Source organism: Ruegeria sp. BE1 (assembly GCF_056538885.1).
In genome coordinates this window covers 282062-301182 of sequence record NZ_JBQFTY010000004.1, presented here as the reverse complement: position 1 = coordinate 301182, position 19121 = coordinate 282062, and the positions used below count along the sequence as shown (strand labels likewise).

18 protein-coding genes are annotated in these 19121 nt (G+C 59.7%); 13 read left to right on the top strand and 5 right to left on the bottom strand.

Features of this window, described 5'->3' with window-relative positions; translation table 11 throughout:
- The first annotated feature begins 197 nt into the window (after positions 1–197).
- The 8 genes from ACR0J5_RS14250 (at position 198) to ACR0J5_RS14215 (ending at position 9575) form a co-directional block, all read left to right on the top strand.
- Positions 198–1304, top strand: coding sequence for a sugar ABC transporter substrate-binding protein (locus ACR0J5_RS14250; RefSeq protein ID WP_480654425.1), 1107 nt, complete (start codon positions 198–200; stop codon positions 1302–1304).
- 89 nt (positions 1305–1393) lie between these two features.
- Positions 1394–2359 (top strand): ABC transporter permease, encoded by a 966-nt coding sequence (locus ACR0J5_RS14245; protein ID WP_480654423.1) that lies wholly within the window; start codon positions 1394–1396, stop codon positions 2357–2359.
- Between the two features lie 10 nt (positions 2360–2369).
- Positions 2370–3878 carry a sugar ABC transporter ATP-binding protein gene (locus ACR0J5_RS14240; protein WP_480654421.1) on the top strand — a complete coding sequence of 503 codons (1509 nt, stop codon included), beginning with the start codon at positions 2370–2372 and terminating at the stop codon, positions 3876–3878.
- 10 nt (positions 3879–3888) lie between these two features.
- Positions 3889–4830, top strand: a complete 942-nt coding sequence (locus ACR0J5_RS14235) for an ABC transporter permease (RefSeq protein ID WP_480654420.1) — start codon at positions 3889–3891, stop codon at positions 4828–4830.
- Positions 4827–5864: a zinc-dependent alcohol dehydrogenase gene (locus ACR0J5_RS14230; RefSeq protein ID WP_480654418.1), complete on the top strand. Its 1038-nt coding sequence runs from the start codon at positions 4827–4829 to the stop codon at positions 5862–5864. The genes ACR0J5_RS14235 and ACR0J5_RS14230 overlap by 4 nt, the downstream gene beginning before the upstream one ends.
- Before the next feature lie 20 nt (positions 5865–5884).
- A complete protein-coding gene (locus tag ACR0J5_RS14225) occupies positions 5885–6442 on the top strand; it encodes a hypothetical protein (RefSeq protein WP_480654416.1) in 558 nt (185 codons plus the stop codon).
- Positions 6443–6471: 29 nt separating this feature from the next.
- The gene (locus ACR0J5_RS14220) at positions 6472–7974 is read left to right on the top strand and encodes an aldehyde dehydrogenase family protein (protein ID WP_480654414.1); all 1503 of its coding nucleotides are present in this window, start codon (positions 6472–6474) and stop codon (positions 7972–7974) included.
- Entirely contained in the window at positions 7974–9575 is a 1602-nt protein-coding gene (locus ACR0J5_RS14215; RefSeq protein WP_480654412.1) for a GMC family oxidoreductase, read from the top strand. The genes ACR0J5_RS14220 and ACR0J5_RS14215 overlap by 1 nt, the downstream gene beginning before the upstream one ends.
- A 72-nt stretch (positions 9576–9647) precedes the next feature.
- On the opposite strand, the gene ACR0J5_RS14210 is transcribed toward ACR0J5_RS14215, so the two are convergent.
- Positions 9648–10466, bottom strand: coding sequence for an aldo/keto reductase (locus tag ACR0J5_RS14210; protein ID WP_480654410.1), 819 nt, complete (start codon positions 10464–10466; stop codon positions 9648–9650).
- Positions 10467–10612: 146 nt separating this feature from the next.
- On the opposite strand from ACR0J5_RS14210, the gene ACR0J5_RS14205 reads away from it, so the two are divergent.
- From ACR0J5_RS14205 to ACR0J5_RS14195, 3 genes are read left to right on the top strand one after another with little or no spacing between them, the layout of a single operon-like run.
- The gene (locus ACR0J5_RS14205) at positions 10613–12193 is read left to right on the top strand and encodes an acyl CoA:acetate/3-ketoacid CoA transferase (RefSeq protein WP_480654408.1); all 1581 of its coding nucleotides are present in this window, start codon (positions 10613–10615) and stop codon (positions 12191–12193) included.
- Entirely contained in the window at positions 12193–12957 is a 765-nt protein-coding gene (locus tag ACR0J5_RS14200) for an enoyl-CoA hydratase/isomerase family protein (RefSeq protein WP_480654707.1), read from the top strand. Before ACR0J5_RS14205 ends, ACR0J5_RS14200 begins: the two co-directional genes overlap by 1 nt.
- Before the next feature lie 23 nt (positions 12958–12980).
- Entirely contained in the window at positions 12981–13292 is a 312-nt protein-coding gene (locus tag ACR0J5_RS14195) for a Dabb family protein (protein WP_480654406.1), read from the top strand.
- 42 nt (positions 13293–13334) lie between these two features.
- Here the strand turns inward: ACR0J5_RS14195 and ACR0J5_RS14190 are convergent, their stop codons facing one another.
- From ACR0J5_RS14190 to ACR0J5_RS14175, 4 genes are read right to left on the bottom strand one after another with little or no spacing between them, the layout of a single operon-like run.
- The gene (locus ACR0J5_RS14190) at positions 13335–14195 is read right to left on the bottom strand and encodes a sugar phosphate isomerase/epimerase family protein (protein ID WP_480654404.1); all 861 of its coding nucleotides are present in this window, start codon (positions 14193–14195) and stop codon (positions 13335–13337) included.
- Positions 14196–14200: 5 nt separating this feature from the next.
- Entirely contained in the window at positions 14201–15349 is a 1149-nt protein-coding gene (locus ACR0J5_RS14185; protein ID WP_480654402.1) for a dihydrodipicolinate synthase family protein, read from the bottom strand.
- 9 nt (positions 15350–15358) lie between these two features.
- On the bottom strand, positions 15359–16129 hold the full coding sequence (locus ACR0J5_RS14180) for a 3-ketoacyl-ACP reductase (protein WP_480654400.1): 771 nt from the start codon (positions 16127–16129) through the stop codon (positions 15359–15361).
- On the bottom strand, positions 16126–17271 hold the full coding sequence (locus ACR0J5_RS14175; protein WP_480654398.1) for an acyl-CoA dehydrogenase family protein: 1146 nt from the start codon (positions 17269–17271) through the stop codon (positions 16126–16128). Before ACR0J5_RS14175 ends, ACR0J5_RS14180 begins: the two co-directional genes overlap by 4 nt.
- A gap of 158 nt (positions 17272–17429) precedes the next feature.
- Between ACR0J5_RS14175 and ACR0J5_RS14170 the strand changes: the two genes are divergently transcribed.
- Both ACR0J5_RS14170 and ACR0J5_RS14165 read left to right on the top strand, forming a co-directional pair.
- Positions 17430–18446: an aldo/keto reductase gene (locus tag ACR0J5_RS14170; RefSeq protein WP_480654396.1), complete on the top strand. Its 1017-nt coding sequence runs from the start codon at positions 17430–17432 to the stop codon at positions 18444–18446.
- Complete coding sequence (locus ACR0J5_RS14165; protein WP_480654394.1) at positions 18443–18901, top strand: MaoC family dehydratase; 459 nt, start codon at positions 18443–18445, stop codon at positions 18899–18901. The genes ACR0J5_RS14170 and ACR0J5_RS14165 overlap by 4 nt, the downstream gene beginning before the upstream one ends.
- Positions 18902–19121 lie beyond the last annotated feature (220 nt).

The following is a 19121-nucleotide window of genomic DNA, read 5'->3' as shown; positions in this document are numbered from 1 at the left end:
TGTTCTTCAACTGCCTGTCCGCAGATCATTTCAGACCGTTGTCTTTTACAGTCTTAACGCTTGACACAGCGTTTCGTAAAGAAGTAACTAGTTAGTGCATTAAGGGCGGACAATACCGCTGTGCGGGATCGTCGCCGGGGAGGGGCAGATATGCGGATGCCTTTGATCCCATATGCTGATGGAAAAGGGAGGACGTCATGTCATTCATCAAGAAATACATCGAACAGGAGACGATAACCCGTCGGAACCTGCTGCTGGCCTCGGCCTATGGCGTCGGCGGCGCGGCGATTTCGTCCATGCTGGGCGGCATGGCGCGCGCGGCGATCACGGACCCGACCGTTGCGTGGTCCTATCGTAACCGGACCAACCCGTATTGGAACGAAATCGTCTCGGGCGGTGAGGCGTTTGTGGAAAGCCTGGGCAAGCCCAAGGATTTCCTGACCCACCTGATCAATGAAGGTTCATCCGAGAAGTCGCTGGCCGACGTCAAGGCGCTGCTGTCGAAAACCAATGGTGAACTGGCGCTGGCGATCGATACCAACGACGCGCCCAACGCCCGCCCGGTGGTGGAAAGCTGTGTTGAGGCCGGGGCCTATGTCTCGACCCTTTGGAACAAGACCGATGACCTGCATCCGTGGGATTTCGGCGACAACTATGTCAGCCACATGAGCTGGTCCGACGAAGGCCCGGCCGAGCAAACCGCGCGCATTCTGCTGGATGCGATGGGCGGAACCGGCGGCGTTGTCCATCTGGGCGGTATCGCCTCGAACAACCCTGCGATTGAGCGTCTGGCCGGTCTGAAGACCGCGCTGCTGGATTATCCCGATGTCGAGCTGCTGGCCGCAGAACCAGCGGATTGGGATACGCAGAAGGCCAACCAAGTCATGAGCGCCTTCCTCACCCGTTACGGTGATGAGATCAAAGGCGTCCACTGTGCCAACGACACCATCGCTTATGGTGTGCTTGAGGCGCTGCGCGCCGAAGGGATCGAGGACATGCCCATCGTATCCTATGACGGCAACCCGCAGGCGGTTGAACTGGTCGGCGAGGGCAAGATTCTGGCTACCGTATTCACCAACCCGCATTGGGGCGGCGGCATCACGGCGGCGCTGGCCTATTACGCGGCCACCGGCCACTTCAAGCCGTCGGACGAGCCGAACGAACACCGCGAGTTCTATGGCCCGACCATCATGGTCAGACCTGAAGACGCGCTGGCGTTCAAGGCCGAGTTTTTGGACAGCGTTCCGACCTATGACTGGAAAGACTTCTGGTCCACGTCGAACGGTCAGATTCAGTACAAGTAATGTGATTGCGGGCCGGTCTTTGGGCTGGCCCGCTCACTCGGGTCTGCGGTACACGCGACCCCACCAAATCACTCAGTGGGAGGAAGCACGTGAGCAATGTGCTGACACGGGATGTTCTGATCAAATGGGCGCCCCTGATCGTCCTTTTGGTTCTGGTCCTGTTCTTTACGGCGATGGAGCCCCGTTTCTTTTCGCTGCGCAACTTTGCGCGGATCGGGATTTCGTCCGCGCCGGCGCTGATGGTCGCCATCGGCGTGACCTTTATCATCATCATGGGGTCGATTGACCTGTCGATGGAGGGCACGGTTTCGGTCTGTGCCGTGGTCTTTGCCTTTGCCTTTATCGCCTTGGGCGGCACGCTGGCCTCTTGGGCGTGGCTGGCGATCCCGCTGGCGCTGTTGGTGGGGGCGGCCATCGGGTTTGTGAACGGGTTGGTGCATGTCCTGCTGAAAATCCCGTCTTTCATGGCGTCGCTGGCGATGGGCTTTGTCGGCACCGGTTTTGCGCTGCTGCTGACCGGCGGTGACAGGATACGTGTTGAGGATGACCTGTTCCGATCCCTGCTGACCGAGCGTTGGTTCGGATTTCCCATCATGTGCTATGTCGCGCTGTTGTTCCTGCTGATCGCGTGGTTCATCCAGTCGCGTACGACGCTGGGACGCAATTTCTATGCCGTGGGCGGGGGTGAGGAACTGGCCCATGCCTCGGGTCTGAACGTCAACCGCGTGCGCGTCATGGGGTTCGCTTTGGCCGGTGTTTTCTATGCCGTTGGCGCGCTGCTGGCTGTGGGCCGGATCGGGATTGCGGAAACCGCGACCGGGTCGAATTTCATGTTTGTCTCGATCACGTCTGTTGTGGTCGGCGGTACCGCGCTGTGGGGCGGGATCGGGGGAGTGTGGAACACTCTGATCGGGGTGCTGATCGTCAATGTCATCAATAACGGCATGGTTGTGATCGGGTTGCCCGGCTACGTGCAGGACGGTGTTCTGGGCGTGTTGGTCATCGCCGCGGTGGTTCTGTCGACCGACCGCAAATCCGTAACCTTCGTGAAATAGGGGCGGGCAGATGTACGAACTGATCAATGTCGACAAGAAATTCCCCGGCGTTCACGCTCTGAAATCGGTGGATTTCAAGATCGGACGCGGTGAGATCGTGGGCCTCGTCGGTGAAAACGGCGCGGGCAAGTCCACGCTGATGAAGGTCATCTATGGCGCCTACCAGCCTGATGGCGGCGACATCACCATCGACGGCACCAAAGTCCGGTTCCAGAACCCGCGTCAGGCGATGGATCACGGCATCGGCATGGTGTTTCAGGAACAATCCCTGATCACCAACCTGACCGTGATGGAAAATATCTTTCTGGGGTTCGAGCAGCAATTCGTCAGCTACGGCGTGATTAACTGGAAGGCCATGGCCGAGGCTGCGCGCAAGCAGCTGGCCAAGGTCAAGCTGGATATCGATCCGGGCACCACAACGTCGAAACTTTCCTTTGCGCAGCGACAGCTGGTGGAGCTGGCCAAGGTTCTGACGCTGGAGGAACGGATCGATGGCGATCTGGTCATCCTGCTGGATGAACCGACCAGCGTTTTGGCCAAGGAAGAGGTGGAACTGCTGTTCAGCCTTGTCCGCGAACTGACCAAGCGGGCGTCCTTTATCTTTGTCAGCCACCGTATGGATGAGGTTCTGGACCTGTCAGACCGTATCTACGTGATGAAAGATGGTGAGGTCGTGGACGTTGTTGCCCATGACGACGCCGATGTGGATGCGATCCAGCACAAGATGGTCGGCCGCGACGTCGACAAGGAATACTATCGCGAGCAAAAGCAGAAACCCTATCAGGCCGAAGCGAAGCCGCTGGTTGCCTTTGACGATGTGTCGGTGGCGGGCAAGTATTCGAACATCTCTTTCGACCTGCGCCCCGGAGAGGTCCTGTGCCTGGTCGGGACCGAAGGATCGGGGCGTGAGGCGATCCTGCGCACGATCTTTGGTCTGGAAACCCCGTCTTCGGGAATGGTCGCCCTCAAGGGGGAAACGATCACCAGGTTCAACGCGCAGGCCGGGGTCGCCAAGGGCGTCGGCTATATCCCCCGCGAACGTAAGGTCGAAGGCATCGTGGCGGGCATGAATGTGTATGAGAACATGACCCTCAGTCAGATGGGCAATTACGCGAATTCGGGCGTGCTGCGCATTGGTGAGGAGAAATCTCTGGCCAACCAGTGGATTGATCGCCTCGCAATCAAAACCCCCGATGTCTACAAGGATTGCGGCGGGTTGTCGGGCGGCAACCAGCAAAAGGTGGTTCTGGCCAAGTGGCGTTCGGCCGGGTCGGACATCATCCTGCTGGATCACCCGACGCGCGGTCTGGATATTGGCGCCAAGGAAGATGTCTATGACATGGTGCGCGAGATGTCAGATGACGGCGTCGGCATCGTTCTGGTGGCCGACACGCTGGAAGAGGCCATCGGCCTCAGCCACACGATCATCGTTTTGAAAGACGGTGTCGCCCAAAAACGTTTCGATTGCAGCCCGGGGGACAAGCCGTCGCTGTACGACCTTGTCCACCACATGATCTGAGGCCGATCTCATGAGTTTTGAACGTATCAAACCCCATCTGCCCTGGATCACCTTGCTGGTTCTGGTGCTGGTTGTTGGCGCTGCGGATTCCAACTTTCTGCGGCCCGCCAACCTGATCTCGATGGCCGCCGACATCGTGCCCCTGTTCATCATGGCGCTGGGGATGACTTTCGCGATCTATATCGGCGGGATCGACCTGTCGGCGCAGTCGGTGGCCAATATGACCACGGTTGTGGCCACGATTGCCCTGCCGACCTTTGGCATTGGCGCAGCTTTGATCTGTATTCTGGCCGGCGTCGTTCTGGGCGGGATCTCGGGCTTTGTCACGACGCGTTTGTTCGTGCCGTCCTTTATCTCGACCCTGGCTGTAGGCGGTATCGCCTTTTCCGCCGCGCAATACATGTCGGGTCAGCGGGCGTTGTTCATGGATGCCACCTTGCGGGATTCGACCTTTGGCTGGATGACTGGCTCTTTGGCGGGCATCCCCAGCGAGTTGTTCATCGCAGCCGCGCTTGTTCTGGGCGCGTGGTTCCTGCAATCGCGGACCACCTTTGGCCGTGCTCTCAAGGCCGTGGGGGCGGGGGAGCCTGCCGCCGTGGCCTCGGGCCTGAATGTCAATCGCATCAAGATCATGGCTTTTGCTCTGTCCGGCGGACTGGCGGCGATTGCGGGTCTGCTGTTCTCGGTAAAACTCTCCGGTGGTTCTCCCACACTGGCGAACGGGTTCCTGCTGCCTGCAATCGTCGCGGTTCTGGTTGGTGGTACACCGCTGACCGGTGGCGTTGGCGGTGTCATCAACACGCTGATCGGCACGCTGATCGTGGCGGTGATCCGGTCCTCGATGCTGTATTTCGAGGTGGACGCGACCCAGCAGCAGATGGTGTTCGGCCTGATCCTGATTGTCGCGATTGCGCTGACCATCGACCGCACCAAGCTGAGGGTGGTCAAATGACACAGACCATGCGCGCCGCCGTTCTGGTGAAACCGGGTGTGTTCGAGGTGCGGGATGTCCCGCGCCCCGTACCCGGCCAGAACGAGGTGTTGGTGCGCATCACTCGGGTCGGGATTTGCGGCACGGATATTCACATTTTCAACGGGCATTACGCAGCCGAGAACCTGCCGATGATCCCTGGTCACGAGTTCACGGGCACGATTTCCGAACTGGGCGAGGGCGTCAGCGGCTTGACCGTCGGTGCGCCGGTTGTGGTCGATATGAATATCGGGTGTGGCACTTGTTATTGGTGCCGCCGAAATGAGGTTCTGAACTGCCCCGAGATGCAACAGATGGGCATCACGATGGACGGGGCATTCGCCGAGTATATCTCGGTGCCTGCCCGACTGGTGATCCCGGCCTCCGACGCGGTTTCGGCTGAGGTTCTGGCGTTGACCGAGCCGCTGGCCTGTGTCGTGCGTTGCGCGCGCAAGGCAAACATCACCTTTGGTCAGTCCGTCGTGGTGTTGGGGGCAGGGCCCATCGGCAATCTGCATGTTCAGTTGCTGCGCACGATTGGGGCCGCCCCGATCATCGTGGCCGATCTGTCCGAGGATCGCGTCAACATGGCGCTTGAGGCCGGGGCGGATATTGGTGTGACCGACCCCGCCACGCTTGAAGAAGTTGTGTTGCAATACACGGACGGGCGCGGCGCGGATGTGGTGATCGAAAGCGTGGGATTGCCCGCGCTCTATCAGCAAGCCACACGCCTCATCCGCAAGGGCGGACATATCGCGGCGTTCGGGATCACCGGTGCAGGCGAAACGCTGCCGGTCGATATCTTGCAAACCATCCTGCAGGAAAACTCGATCAAAGGGTCCGTCGCGGGCATGGGGCAGGATATGCACGATGCGCTGACGCTGTTGACCCATGGGCGGATCAAGACCGGGCGCTTTACCGGCGCATCCTATCCGTTGGAGCAGATACAACTGGCCTTCGACAGTTTTGCTGACCGGCCACAGGACCTGAAGACTCAGATCGTTTTGACAGACTAGCCAAATTGGGAGGAGCGCACATGACTGTCGAAGTTTATACATCCAAACCCGAAGGCATGATCCCCAACAGCCGGTTTCCGCTGTTGATCCACCGGGGCGCAATTCCCGGTGGCGGGGTCGAAGCGGTCAAGACGCGGTTTCGCGCGAACGGGTGGGGCAACAACTGGGAATACCCGGGGGTCTACGAATACCCGCATTTCCATTCCACCACGCATGAATGCCTTGGCTGCGCAACCGGCTGGATGGAGTTCAACCTGTCGGTCGAAGGCTGGACCAAGGTTCGGATTTCGGCAGGCGACGTGATCGTCATGCCCGCGGGTGTCAGCCATGAAATGGTGGGCCATTCCGACGACATCATGATGGTCGGCGGTTATGCAGGTGGACGTGACTGGGACAACATTCAAGAAGCCCACCTGACGCCCGAGATGTTTCAGGCGGCGGTCAAGCGGATCATGATGCTGCCGATCCCCGACAAGGACCCCGCCACCGGTGAGATCCTGCATCAATGGCATGACGCGCCGTCGTCTGTGGACGGCGGCTGGAACGATTTCCGCGACGGGTTGGACGCTTCGGCGTAACCTCTCGCCCCAATTCTGGAGCCCTTCTGATGGACCAACAAAGCCACATTCTGACACCGCCCTCCGAGCCGCGCACATTCGGGTTCTTTATGGACGGCAACTGGGTGCCCGCCGGGGATCGCGACGTGTTTGAACGCGCGTCCCCCGGTCACGGCGTCCCCGTTACACGTATTCCGCGCTGCACCGAGGATGACCTGAACGCCGCCGTTACCTCGGCCCGGACGGCGTTTGACGACCGGCGCTGGTGTGGCCTGTCCGGGGCGGACCGCGCGGCGGTGCTGTTGAAAGCGGCTGAACTGATCCGGGCGCGCGTGGATGAAATCGCCTATTGGGAAACGCTGGAAAACGGCAAACCGATCAGCCAGGCGCGGGCCGAGGTTTCGGGTTGTATTGGCATGTTTGAGTTCGCCGCAGGTCTGGCGCGCGGACTGCATGGCGACAGTTTCAACAACAGCGGTGACGGCGCTATGGGCATCGTCACGCGTGAGCCGGTCGGCGTTGTGGGGTTGATCACGCCGTGGAACTTCCCGTTCCTGATCCTGTGCGAACGGGTGCCGTATATCCTTGCGTCGGGGTGCACCATCGTCGCGAAACCGTCCGAGGTGACCAGCGCCACGACCCTGATGCTGGCTGAAATCCTGTCCGAGGCCGGATTGCCCGATGGCGTGTTCAACGTGGTCACGGGTTCGGGCAGCGTGATCGGTCAGAAACTGGCCGAGCATATGGATGTGGACATGCTGTCCTTCACCGGATCGACCAGCGTAGGTCGGTCGGTCGTGGCCGCTTCGGGGCAGAGCAATTTCAAGAAACTGGGGCTGGAGCTGGGCGGCAAGAACCCGCAGATCGTCTTTGCCGATGCCGATCTGGAGGATGCCGCAGACGGCGTGGCCTTTGGCATCGCGTTCAATACCGGGCAATGTTGTGTCTCTGGCGCGCGTCTGTTGGTCGAACGCTCGGTCGCGGACACATTCGCCCAGATGGTCGTCGACAAACTGCGTAAGGTCCGCGTGGGCGACCCGCTGGACGAACGCACACAGGCGGGCGCGATCACGACCGATGCGCAGAACCGTACCATTCTGTCCTACATCGCCAAAGGTCAGGAAGAGGGCGCGACCCTGCTGACCGGCGGTACAACACCCGAAATCTCGGGCGGTCAGTACATTGATCCCGTTGTCTTTACCGATGTGACCAACGACATGGTGATCGCGCGCGAAGAGATTTTCGGCCCGGTTCTGGTCGTCATCCCGTTTGACACGATTGACGAGGCGATCTCGATCGCCAACGATACCGAATATGGTCTGGCCGCCAGCGTCTGGACCAAGAATATCGACAAGGCGCTGACCATCTCGCGGCGCGTTCAGGCGGGCCGGTTCTGGGTGAATACCACGCTGGCCGGTGGCCCCGAACTGCCGATTGGCGGGTTCAAAGCCTCGGGCTGGGGGCGTGAGGCAGGGATGCACGGCGTCGAGGAGTACACGCAGATCAAGTCGATCCATGTTGAGATCGGCAAGCGCACGCATTGGGTGGAATAATGGCGTCAAACGGATACGACTTTATCATCGTCGGCGGGGGTTCGGCCGGGTGCGTTCTGGCCAATCGCCTGTCCGAGGACAGCAGTGTTCAGGTCCTGATGCTGGAGGCGGGCGGCAAGGACAGCCACCCGCTGATCCACATGCCGGTCGGCTTTGCCAAGATGACGGATGGCCCGCACACATGGGGGTTCAACACTGTCCCGCAGGTCAATGCGAATAACCGTGAGATCCCCTATGCACAGGGGCGCGTCTTGGGGGGCGGCAGTTCGATCAATGCCGAGGTGTTCACGCGCGGCAATCCCGTCGACTATGACCGCTGGGCCAATGAGGAAGGCTGCGAAGGCTGGTCTTTCGACGACATCAAGAAATACTTCATCCGGTCCGAACGCAACGCCATCCTGTCGGGTGACTGGCATGGCACCGAGGGGCCTTTGGGTGTCTCGAATCTGGATTCACCGCAGGAAATGACCCGGGCCTTCGTGCGCTCGTGCCAAGAGGCGGGCATTCCATACAACCCTGATTTCAACGGTCCTGTTCAGGAAGGGGCGGGCGTTTATCAGACAACGACATGGAAGGCCAAACGGTGCTCGGCTGCGGTTGGGTATCTCAGGCCGGTATTGTCGCGCCCGAACCTGACCGTGAAAACCGGCTGTCAGGTGCACCGGGTCGTCATCGAGAACGGCCGCGCCACCGGCGTTGCGTTCGATCAGGGCGGGCAGGTGGAGACCGTGACGGCGGATCAGGAGGTTCTGGTGACCTCGGGCGCCATCGGAACGCCGAAGCTGATGCTGCTGTCGGGCGTCGGACCCGCGGCGCATCTGCAGGAACACGGGATCACAGTCCAACACGACCTGCCGGGTGTGGGCGAAAACCTCAACGATCATTTCGGCATCGACATCGTAGCCGAGTTGAACGGCCACCACAGTCTGGACAAATACAACAAGCCCCATTGGGCGGCATGGGCGGGTATTCAGTATTACCTGTTTGGCTCAGGCCCCGTGGCGTCAAACGTGGTTGAGGGCGGGGCTTTTTGGTACGGCGATACATCCGCACCGGTGCCCGACCTGCAATTCCACTTCCTGGCCGGGGCAGGGGCCGAGGCTGGCGTGCCCAGCGTGCCCAAGGGCAGCTCGGGCATCACGCTGAATTCCTATACGTTGCGGCCCAAGGCACGTGGAACCGTACGCCTGAGGTCAAACCGGGTTGAGGACATGCCGCTGGTCGATCCCAACTTCCTTGGCCACCCGGATGACCTGAAAACCTCGGTCGAGGGGGTGAAGCATAGTATTGAGATCTTCCGTCAGAAAAGCTTGCAGCAATATGTCCGGCAGATCCGCTTTCCCGATGACAGCGTGAAAACGCAGGCCGATTACGAGGCATATGCCCGTCAATACGGTCGCACGTCTTATCACCCGTCCTGCACTTGCAAGATGGGTGTGGATGAAATGGCCGTGGTTGACCCGCAGATGCGGGTGCATGGGATCGATGGTCTGCGGATTTGCGACAGCTCGGCCATGCCCAGCCTGATCGGGTCCAACACCAATGCGCCGACCATCATGATGGCGGAAAAGGCATCGGACATGATCCGGGGAAATCACTAAGCCATTACGCTCTCAACGGCTTAGTGTGTTCCCGAAAAAAGGCGGTGCTGCTCAGGGCACCGCCTTTTTTGTTCAGTCCCACTTGGGTGCCCAGGGCACCAGGTCTTCGCCCACGATCCGGAAACCAGTGTGGGTTTTGGCATCGATCCGGTCCATGTCGTTGCTGGACAGGGTGAAATCCATCACGTCGAAATTCGCGTCGATATTGGCGCGTTTGGTCGACATGGTGTTGATCGACACGCCTTTTTGCAAAATCCATCGCAACACGATCTGACCGGCTGTTTTGCCATAGGTTTTGCCGATCTCTTCGAAAATCGGGTGTTTAAAGACCTCGCCACGCGCGACCGAGCAATAGGATGACAGCGGAATACCCGTCTCGGTCGCCGCGGCCAGCAGGGTGTCCTGATTGAGCAGCGGGTGGAATTCAACCTGATTGGTCACCAGGGGTGTATCGATGATTTTGACAGCATCGCGCATCATCTGCGCGGTATAATTCGACACACCGATGTTCTTGGCTAAGCCCTTGGCATGCGCCTGTTCCAGCAGTTTCAGCGAGGGCGCAATGTCCCCGCCAATCGGGGGCCAGTGCAGCAGCAATACGTCGACATAGTCCAGTTGCAGCTTTTTCAGGCTTTCTTCAACTGACGGAAGAAAGGCCTCTTCGGTGAAATTGTCGGGGTGAACCTTGGTGGTGACGCAAATCTCGTCCCGGTTCAAACCCAGCTCAGCCAGCGCATCGCCGGTTTCTTTTTCGTTTCCATACATTTGCGCGGTATCGAAAGACCGGTACCCGACCTCGGCGGCGATCCTCATCGCGTCGCGAAGCTCGCTGCCGGTCAGGGGGAATGTGCCAAATGTACGCTGATTGGTTTTTTCAAAGTAAATGTTCACGGTGGTCCTCCCAAAGAACAAATTTGAAAGTAACCTAATAGTTACTTAATGTCAGGTCAATTGCCGTGGCATACTAATTCCTGTTGATTTCCGAACGCCATCGCGGCATAACTTAATAACCATTTAGTTACTTTGGTGAGGATCGCATGAGCAAGCAGATGACGGCGCGCGAAGCAGCAAATCTTGTGCCGGACGGGGCAACCGTCGCGGTGAATTCGTCAAGCGGTCTGTGCTGTCCGGATGCGGTGCTAAAGGGCCTTGGCGAACGTTTTGAGGCCGAAGGCGCACCGCGCGATCTGACAACGATCCACCCGATTGCCGCCGGGGATATGTTTGGCACCAAAGGCGTGGATCATATCGCCAAGCCGGGCCTTATCACGCGGATCATCGGGGGCTCGTACCCCTCGGGGCCCAGCAAAGCCGAGCCGCCATTGATTTGGCAGATGATCACCGCGGAACAAGTGCGGGCCTATAACGTGCCCTCGGGCATCATCTTTGACATGCTGCGCGAAGCCGCCGCCAAGCGCCCTGGTGTTCTGACCAAGGTGGGGATGGACACGTTTGTCGATCCCGACATCGAAGGCTGCGCCATGAACGCCTCTGCCCGGGCCGAGCCCATCGTCAAACGGATGGAGTTCGAGGGCGATGAGTGGCTGTATTTCAAATCCATGGCCCCGAATGTTGCCATCATCCGTGCAACGACAGCGGATGAAAAAGGCAATCTGAGCTTTGAACACGAAGGCGCCTATCTGGGCGCGATGGAAATGGCCCTGGCCGCCCGTAACAACGGTGGTGTCGTGATCGCGCAGGCAAAACGCATTGCGGCGGCGGGCAGTATCCGCCCCCATGACGTGCATGTGCCGGGCATTCTGGTGGACGCTATTGTCGAAGCCCCGGATCAACTGCAAACCACGGCCACCGAATACGACCCGGCCATTTCGGGTGAATTGACGCGCCCCATCGAAAGCTTCCGCACCGCCGAATTCAACGTTGGCAAGGTGATCGCGCGCCGCGTCGCGCACGAGCTTAAGGATGGGTGGGCCGTAAACATCGGCTTTGGCATCTCGGCCAATGTTCCCCGCATTCTTGTCGAGGAAGGGCTGCATGGCTCGGTCACCTGGATGATCGAACAGGGCGCCGTGGGTGGTGTGCCGCTGCTGGACTTTAAGTTCGGCTGCTCAGCCAATGCCGAAGCCTTCGTCGCCTCGCCCCACCAGTTCTGCTATTTTCAGGCGGGTGGGTTTGACGCCTCGCTGCTGTCCTTTCTTGAGGTGGACAAGAATGGCTCGGTCAACGTCTCGCGCCTGTCGGCCATCCCGCACCGGACCGCAGGGGCAGGGGGCTTTGTCGACATCACGGCGCGGGCGCGCAAGATCGTCTTCTCGGGCAATTTCAACGCCGGGGCCAAGATGGAGATCGAAAACGGTCAGCTGAAAATCCTGCAAGAGGGCAAAGTGGCCAAATTCGTGGATGAGGTCGACCAGATTTCTTTCTCGGGCAAGCGCGCAAAGGCACAGGGGCAGGATGTGACCTATGTGACCGAGCGCTGCGTCATCAAGCTGACGGATCAGGGGCTGATGGTCACGGAAATCGCGCCCGGTCTGGATGTTCAGCGCGATGTGCTGGATCAGGCGGCGACACCTTTATTGGTGTCAGATGACCTGAAAACGATGGACGCGTCCCTGTTTGACCCCGCGTTGATGGGGCTGGAACTGGCGTCTGCGTGATGGAGAATTTCCTGCTGGATATCACCGATGGTATCGCCCGTCTGACGCTGAACCGGCCCGAACGGCTAAACGCCCTGACCGAATCCATGATGGATGAGCTGATGGCCCTGTGCCGTCAGATCGAACGCGCCGAGGGTGCGCATGTGGTGATCCTGACCGGGGCGGGCAAAGCCTTTTGCGCCGGGGGTGATATTGATGCCTGGGCGGCGCATACGGCTGACGGTTTCGGACGGCATTGGCTGCGGGACGGTCATCAGGCATTGGACGCTCTGACCCGCTTGCGGCAACCGATCATCGCCGTGTTGAACGGCCATGTCCTGGGTGGCGGGCTGGAGCTGGCGGCCTGCGCTGACTACAGAATTGCAGAAGATCACATCCGCATTGGACAGCCCGAACCCGCGCTGGGGATTGTGCCCGGCTGGTCTGGTACACAGCGGACCGTGCGCCGCTTTGGCTCGCGATTGGTGCGGCGGATGGCTGTATTTGGACAGGAGTTTTCGGCCAGTGACGCCCTGTCGGTTGGGTTGGTTGATGAGGTGGCTGAGAAAGGTCAGGGCATGGCTGCTGCGACCGAGCTGGCCAATCGTATGCGCCATCGTGGACCTGTTGCGACCGAGCTGGTGAAAATGCTGATCAATGCCGCCGAAGGCGAAGAGCGTGAACGGGTCTATGACGCGCTGGCCGGTCGCGTTGCCATTGCCCAGCCCGAACTGCAGATCGGGCTGACCGCGTTCAAAAACCGTAAGAAAGCGGATTTCTGGTAATTCCCCAACAGAGGAAGACAATTATGATACGTCATCTGGTGCATGTGCGCTTTGAAACAGATGTTTCCGAGGCAGAGAAGACAGCGATTTACAATGATCTGGAGGGGTTGAAGGCGCATATCGACGGCATTCTCGATTTTCAAAGCCGCCGGAACGTCTCGGTCGAGACTGATCTGGTGCGGGATTTCAATGATATGTTCTGGTTCGATTTCCGCGATGCGGCTGTGCGGGATGCCTATCTGGTTGACCCGACCCATCAGGAAATTGGCGGTCGGATCGTTGCCAAAACTGCCGGTGGGCTGGACGGCGTTTTTGTCTGCGATATTGAAATATGACACTTGGGCTGGCTGAGATTTTTCGACGAAAAATCTTGGCGCCTAGCAGCAGCGGCGGAACCGGTCGACGATAACGTCCAAAACCTCGTTTGGGTCGCGTTTCCACCAGTTTTCTGCCGAGAATATCTCGACCTCACACAAGCCATCATAGCCCGCGTTTTCCACCGCCTCTCGCAAGGCTCGCAAATCTGCCACGCCATCGCCCATCATCCCCCGGTCCAGTAGGACGTCCGTGGTGTCGGCCAGCCAGTCGCACAGATGATAGCCGTAGATGCGCCCTTTGCCACGGGCCGCCAGGGTGTCGGCAAGTGTCGTGTCCCACCAGACGTGATAGACATCTATGGCCACGCCGACATTCACTGCACCAACCGCATCACAGACATTCAACGCATCCGCCGCAGTCATCAGGCAGGTGCGGTTTCCGGCGGTTGCCGGATTCAGCGGCTCTAGCGCCAGTTTAACCCCACGCTCTGCAGCGTAGGGCGCAGCACGCGCAACGCGGTCCGCAAGGATTTTCTGACTTTCCAAAACGCCCTTTGTGCCCGGCTCTGGCCCGCCGGTGACGATGGTCAGCACATCGGTTTCCAGCGCGGCGGCCTGATCGATCGACAGGTGAAAATCATCCATGATTTCCCGATCGGTCGGCAGCGCCAGAGGCCCCGTCAGGAACGGCGTGCGGCACAGGCCTACCACCTGCATGCCGGCCTCCCGCACCCGCTGGCCGATCTGGGTGGCACGCTTGTCCAGTTCACGCCGCCAAAAGGTGATCCCGCCATAGCCACGTGCCGCGCAGGCATCGATGACCTGCTCAGGGCTCCACCCCGCACCATAGCCATCGAGATTGTGGCCCAGCGTTGCGGTGTTCAGTGCCAGCGCCGAGTGATCCTGCGAGAAATCGCGCATCCGGGCTACACCCCGTAGAGTTTCAGCATGTGGCCCATGCGCTGAACCGCCAAATCCGGGTCACGCAGCAGGCCGCATTCATCCGCAATTTTGAAGCAATCCGCGAAATACGGCAAAGAGCGCGCCGCCTGCGCGCCGTTCAGCATGATGAAGTGATCTTGGAATCCGTTCAGCCAGGCCAGAAACACGACCCCGGTTTTGTAGTACTGGGTCGGTGCGCGGAAGATATGCCGCGCCAGCGGCACGGTTGGGTCCAGCGTCGCGCGGAAGGTCTTGGCATCCCCTTCGCTCAGCTTGCTGACTGCATAAGCAGCGGCCGGGGCGAGGGGGTCGAAAATGCCCAGTAGCGCATGCGAATACCCCTGATCATCGCCTTCGATCAGTTCGGGATAGTTGAAATCATCCCCCGTATACATGCGGACGCCTTCGGGCAGGCGGCGGCGCATGATGATCTCTTTCCCGGCGTCCAGAAGCGAGATCTTAATCCCGTCCACCTTGTCTACATTGGCGCCGATGATCGACAGCACGGTTTCCAACGCGTCTTCGAAATTGTCCGATCCCCAGTACCTGGCAAGCTGCGGGTCAAACATCTCCCCCAGCCAATGCAGGATGACGGGTTCATCACAGGCGGCCAGAACATCGTTGTAGACCGCAATATAGTCGTCCGGTCCGGTCGCCACTTTTGCCAAAGCGCGCGATGCCATCAGGATGATGCGCCCGCCCAGTTTCTGGATCGCCTCGACCTGTTCCAGATAGGCGCGGCGCACGTCGTCTAGCGATTTGGCGTCAGCCGGGTCCAGATGATCCGTGCCGCAGCCGTTGCCGACCAGCGCGTCGGGCAGCTCTTCCTTGGTGCGCCGGATCAGTTCCAGTGCGCCGTTCCAGTCCAGCCCCATGCCACGCTGCGCGGTGTCCATTGCCTCGGCAATGCCCATTCCCATTCCGGCCAGATAGTGGCGGAATTCCATGGTCTTGGCCCAGTCCACATGGGCTGGGCCGGTGGGATCGTGGTCGCCGAAGGGATCAGCAACGACATGTGCGGCGGAATACAGGACCCGCGCCGAATTCGGTGTCAGTTTGGAAGGCGCAACCGGGGTGCCAACCAGCGCGTAGTCATGCAGTTTTCCGGTGGTATCAGGCAGCTGAATTTTCATGAAAGCACCTCAGAAACGGGGAACGAGCATTCCGGCATCGGCGGAGATTGCCTGACCGGTTGTGTAGGGGAGTTTGCCGCTGGCCAGAGAGGCGATGATATTGCCCATATCCTCGGGCTGGCCGACGCGTGGGAACAGCGTCAGCCCATCCTTGGCGCGCTGGTCATACATCTCGATCACCGGGGCGGTCATGTCGGTTGCAATCAGGCCGGGTTGCACGTCATAGACGGCGATGTTTTCCTGCCCTAGCCGAACCGCAAAGGTTTTCGAGATCATCGCGGCTGCGGCTTTCGACGCGCAATATTCCGCGCGTGGCACGGCGACGGCGACTGCGTTTGACGAGGTCACATTGACAATGCTGTGGAACAAACCAGCGTCCCGGTCGCGTGCCACCAACCGTTTGGCAAAGGCTTGTGACAGAAAGAACATGGCCTTGGTGTTGATCGCCATGCAGCGGTCATAGCTGTCTTCGGTCACCTCAAGCAAATCGCCGCGTTGCAAGACGCCGACGCCGGCATTGTTGACCAGCGTGGTGAGCGGGCCGATTTCAGCCTCAATGGCGTCCAGCTGGGCGTCGTGGATGTCGATGTCCGACACATCAAACGCGGCGGCGACGGCGGGCACGCCAAGGTCGCGGATAATGTCTAAGGCGCCTTGCAGTTCCGCATCCATCACGGGGCCGTTTACCGCGATGGCGAACCCTTCGCGGGCCAATGCGACGGCGGCGGCCAATCCGATCCCACGGGACGAACCCGTGACAAGTGCTGCGGGGCGGCTCATGCGGCGGCCCCTTTTGCCAGAAGCTCGCGGGCGATGATCATGCGTTGAATCTGGTTGGTCCCTTCGTAGATCTGCGTGATTTTGGCATCCCGGTACAGGCGTTCAACCTCAAACCCGCGAATATAGCCCGATCCGCCAAAGACCTGCACCGCATCCGAGGACCGCTGTACCGCCATATCCCCGGCAAAGCACTTGGCCATCGAACACGCTTTGGTCGCGTCCTGTCCGGTGTCGATTTTGTACGCTGCCGATTGCACCAGCAGACGGGCGGCCTCGACATCCTTGGCAATATCGGCCAGCAACCATTGAACCCCTTGGAAATCGGCGATGGATTTTCCGAATTGCTTGCGCTGTTGGGCATAATCTGTTGCGGCCTCAAGCCCCGCCTGACCGATGCCAACCGCCAATGCGGCGATGCCGACGCGGCCCTTGTCCAGAACGCTCATCATCATGTGGAACCCGCGCCCTTCGGTGCCCAGCAGGGCATCGGCGGGCAGGCGGACATCATCAAAGGAGAGCGGCCCAACCTGGCTGGCGCGCTGACCCATCTTGATCTCTTTCGGGCCGCGGGTGACGCCATCGGCGTGCAGATCGACCAGAAAGATCGACATGCCCCGATGCCCGGCCTCGGGGTCGGTGCGGGCCAGAACAAAGCCCACATCGGCCACGGGCGCGTTGTGAATCCAGATCTTGCCGCCATTCAACACCCAGCCATCGCCGTCTCGCACCGCCGTGGTGCGAATGCCGGATACGTCGGTGCCCGCCTCGGGCTCGGTGATGCAATAGGCGGGCCGGACTTTCGCAGACAGCAGATCGCCCAGCCATCTGCTTTGCTGGTCCGGCGTCCCGTGCCGTACCAGCAAGGTGGTGACCAGTTCCAGCAGCCCACATTGATCCGCGATCGAGGCATAGCCGCGCGACAATTCCTCCATCACCAGCGCATAGGTGATGGTGTCAAAGCCGGGGCCGCCCAACTCTTCGGGGACGCCGATGCCAAACAGGCCAAGCTCGGCCATTTGTTCGTAAATCTCGGCCGGAAAGCGTGAGTCCCGATCCAGCTCCTCGGCCGCAGGTCGGATAACATCCTCGGCAAACTGGCGGGTCATATCGCGGACCTGAATGTGGGTTTCCGTCAGAAACATTGTAGCGCCCCGTAATGTAACCAATTAGTTACTAATATGCGACCCATAGAGCACTCGTCAAGTGGGTTGATCGGTTTGACCGAATAGGTTAAATAACCAAACAGTTACTTAATGACTGTGCAAATTTCGGCGATCCGGTTTGCATTTGGGAGGCTTGCATGAATCCGAATACGATGAACAAATTTGGCCGGGTGGACCTGAACGTCTCGGCCTTTGGCTTTGGCACCGCGCCGATTGGCAACATCTTTCGCGAGATTGATGAGCAGACCTCGGACGCGATGATCCAGCATGCCTGGGACAAAGGTGTGCGCTATTTCGACACCGCCCCGATGTATGGTCACGGCCTGTCTGAAATGCGCACGGGACACAGCCTGCGCTGGAAGAACCGCGACGACTTTATCCTGTCTTCCAAAGTTGGCCGGGTGCTGAAGCCAGCGCGCCGTCAGGACATCAACTTTGAGCCATGGACGAACGCTGCCCCGTTCACCATGCATTTCGACTATAGCTATGATGGCATCATGCGCTCGTTCGAGGACAGCCTGCACCGTATGGCGCTGGAGCGGATGGACATCTGCTTTATCCATGACATTGACGTGTTCACCCGCGGCGATGAACAGCCCGAAGTGTTCAAACAGGCCATGGACGGCGCGTGGAAGGCGCTGGAGAGCCTGCGCGATCAGGGCGTTGTCAAGGCCATCGGCGTTGGCGTCAACGAATGGGAGGTCTGCCATGCCGCGCTGGAACAGCGCGACTTTGACTGCTTCCTGCTGGCGGGCCGCTATACCCTGCTGGAACAGGATGCCTTGGATAAATTCCTGCCCTTGTGTGAAGAACGCGGCGCGGCGGTTGTTGTCGGCGGTGGCTTCAACTCGGGCATTCTGGCGACGGGGGCCAAAGAAGGCGCCAAGTACAACTACGCTCCGGCCCCGGCGGACATCATGGACAAAGTCAGCAAGATTGAGGCCGTTTGCGCCGAATACAACGTGCCCCTGCCCGCCGCTGCGCTGCAATTTGTCGTCGCCCATCCGGCGGTGCCGACCTTCATGGCCGGAACCCGGACGGTTGAACAGCTGGACCAGAACCTGAACTGGTTCAGCCACGACATCCCGGCCGAATTCTGGGCCGACCTGAAAACCAAGGGTCTGCTGCGCGAAGACGCTCCGGTTCCGGTATGAGCGCCGACCCTCTGACGGCAGGGGTTTATGGGTATCACGACCTGCAGGTCGGGGATGTGATGAAAACCGGGTCTGCCGAAATATCGGCGGACCTGATCAAGGCCTTTGCCGAGCTGACCGGCGACAAATACCACCTGCATCTGGATGATAAGGCCGCGCGACAGCTGGGTTACAAGGCGCGCGTGGCACATGGGTTGCTGGTCCTGTCCGTGGTCGACGGGTTGAAGTTCCAGTCCGCAGCGCGCCCAGACGGCCTGGCGTCGCTGGGCTGGAACTGGCGGTTTGAGCAGCCCGTTTTTGCGGGCGACACGATCCGGGCCGAACTGCATGTCGTGTCAAAGCGCGAAACCTCTTCGGGCCGGAGGGGGATTATTGCCTTCAGGTTCGACGTCCTAAATCAGGATGGTCAAAGGGTTCAGCAAGGAACCAATGATCTGATTTTTGACATCGTCTGAGACGTGCACGGGTCATCCTGGGCAGATCTTCGGGGCGTGTCTGCGGCTCAACGAGATATACGAGCCGTTCAAAGCGGCCTGCTGCGCGTAAAACCATGTGGCTCAGCCCAGACCTGTCAGGTGTTTGCAACACCTGATCACAACTGCGTAAGCGGTTGGCGTGCGGCTTTGTAATTCATTGTCTATGGGTCAGGCTTTCAGTATGTCCCCCTGACCCGAC

Excerpts from the sequence above, each read along its gene's own strand:
- ACR0J5_RS14250 (WP_480654425.1), top strand. The coding sequence starts at position 198 with ATGTCATTCATCAAGAAATACATCGAACAGGAGACGATAACCCGTCGG.
- ACR0J5_RS14240 (WP_480654421.1), top strand. The coding sequence starts at position 2,370 with ATGTACGAACTGATCAATGTCGACAAGAAATTCCCCGGCGTTCACGCT.
- ACR0J5_RS14235 (WP_480654420.1), top strand. The coding sequence starts at position 3,889 with ATGAGTTTTGAACGTATCAAACCCCATCTGCCCTGGATCACCTTGCTG.
- ACR0J5_RS14230 (WP_480654418.1), top strand. The coding sequence starts at position 4,827 with ATGACACAGACCATGCGCGCCGCCGTTCTGGTGAAACCGGGTGTGTTC.
- ACR0J5_RS14225 (WP_480654416.1), top strand. The coding sequence starts at position 5,885 with ATGACTGTCGAAGTTTATACATCCAAACCCGAAGGCATGATCCCCAAC.
- ACR0J5_RS14220 (WP_480654414.1), top strand. The coding sequence starts at position 6,472 with ATGGACCAACAAAGCCACATTCTGACACCGCCCTCCGAGCCGCGCACA.
- ACR0J5_RS14215 (WP_480654412.1), top strand. The coding sequence starts at position 7,974 with ATGGCGTCAAACGGATACGACTTTATCATCGTCGGCGGGGGTTCGGCC.
- ACR0J5_RS14205 (WP_480654408.1), top strand. The coding sequence starts at position 10,613 with ATGAGCAAGCAGATGACGGCGCGCGAAGCAGCAAATCTTGTGCCGGAC.
- ACR0J5_RS14200 (WP_480654707.1), top strand. The coding sequence starts at position 12,193 with ATGGAGAATTTCCTGCTGGATATCACCGATGGTATCGCCCGTCTGACG.
- ACR0J5_RS14195 (WP_480654406.1), top strand. The coding sequence starts at position 12,981 with ATGATACGTCATCTGGTGCATGTGCGCTTTGAAACAGATGTTTCCGAG.
- ACR0J5_RS14190 (WP_480654404.1), bottom strand. The coding sequence starts at position 14,195 with ATGCGCGATTTCTCGCAGGATCACTCGGCGCTGGCACTGAACACCGCA.
- ACR0J5_RS14185 (WP_480654402.1), bottom strand. The coding sequence starts at position 15,349 with ATGAAAATTCAGCTGCCTGATACCACCGGAAAACTGCATGACTACGCG.
- ACR0J5_RS14180 (WP_480654400.1), bottom strand. The coding sequence starts at position 16,129 with ATGAGCCGCCCCGCAGCACTTGTCACGGGTTCGTCCCGTGGGATCGGA.
- ACR0J5_RS14175 (WP_480654398.1), bottom strand. The coding sequence starts at position 17,271 with ATGTTTCTGACGGAAACCCACATTCAGGTCCGCGATATGACCCGCCAG.
- ACR0J5_RS14170 (WP_480654396.1), top strand. The coding sequence starts at position 17,430 with ATGAATCCGAATACGATGAACAAATTTGGCCGGGTGGACCTGAACGTC.
- ACR0J5_RS14165 (WP_480654394.1), top strand. The coding sequence starts at position 18,443 with ATGAGCGCCGACCCTCTGACGGCAGGGGTTTATGGGTATCACGACCTG.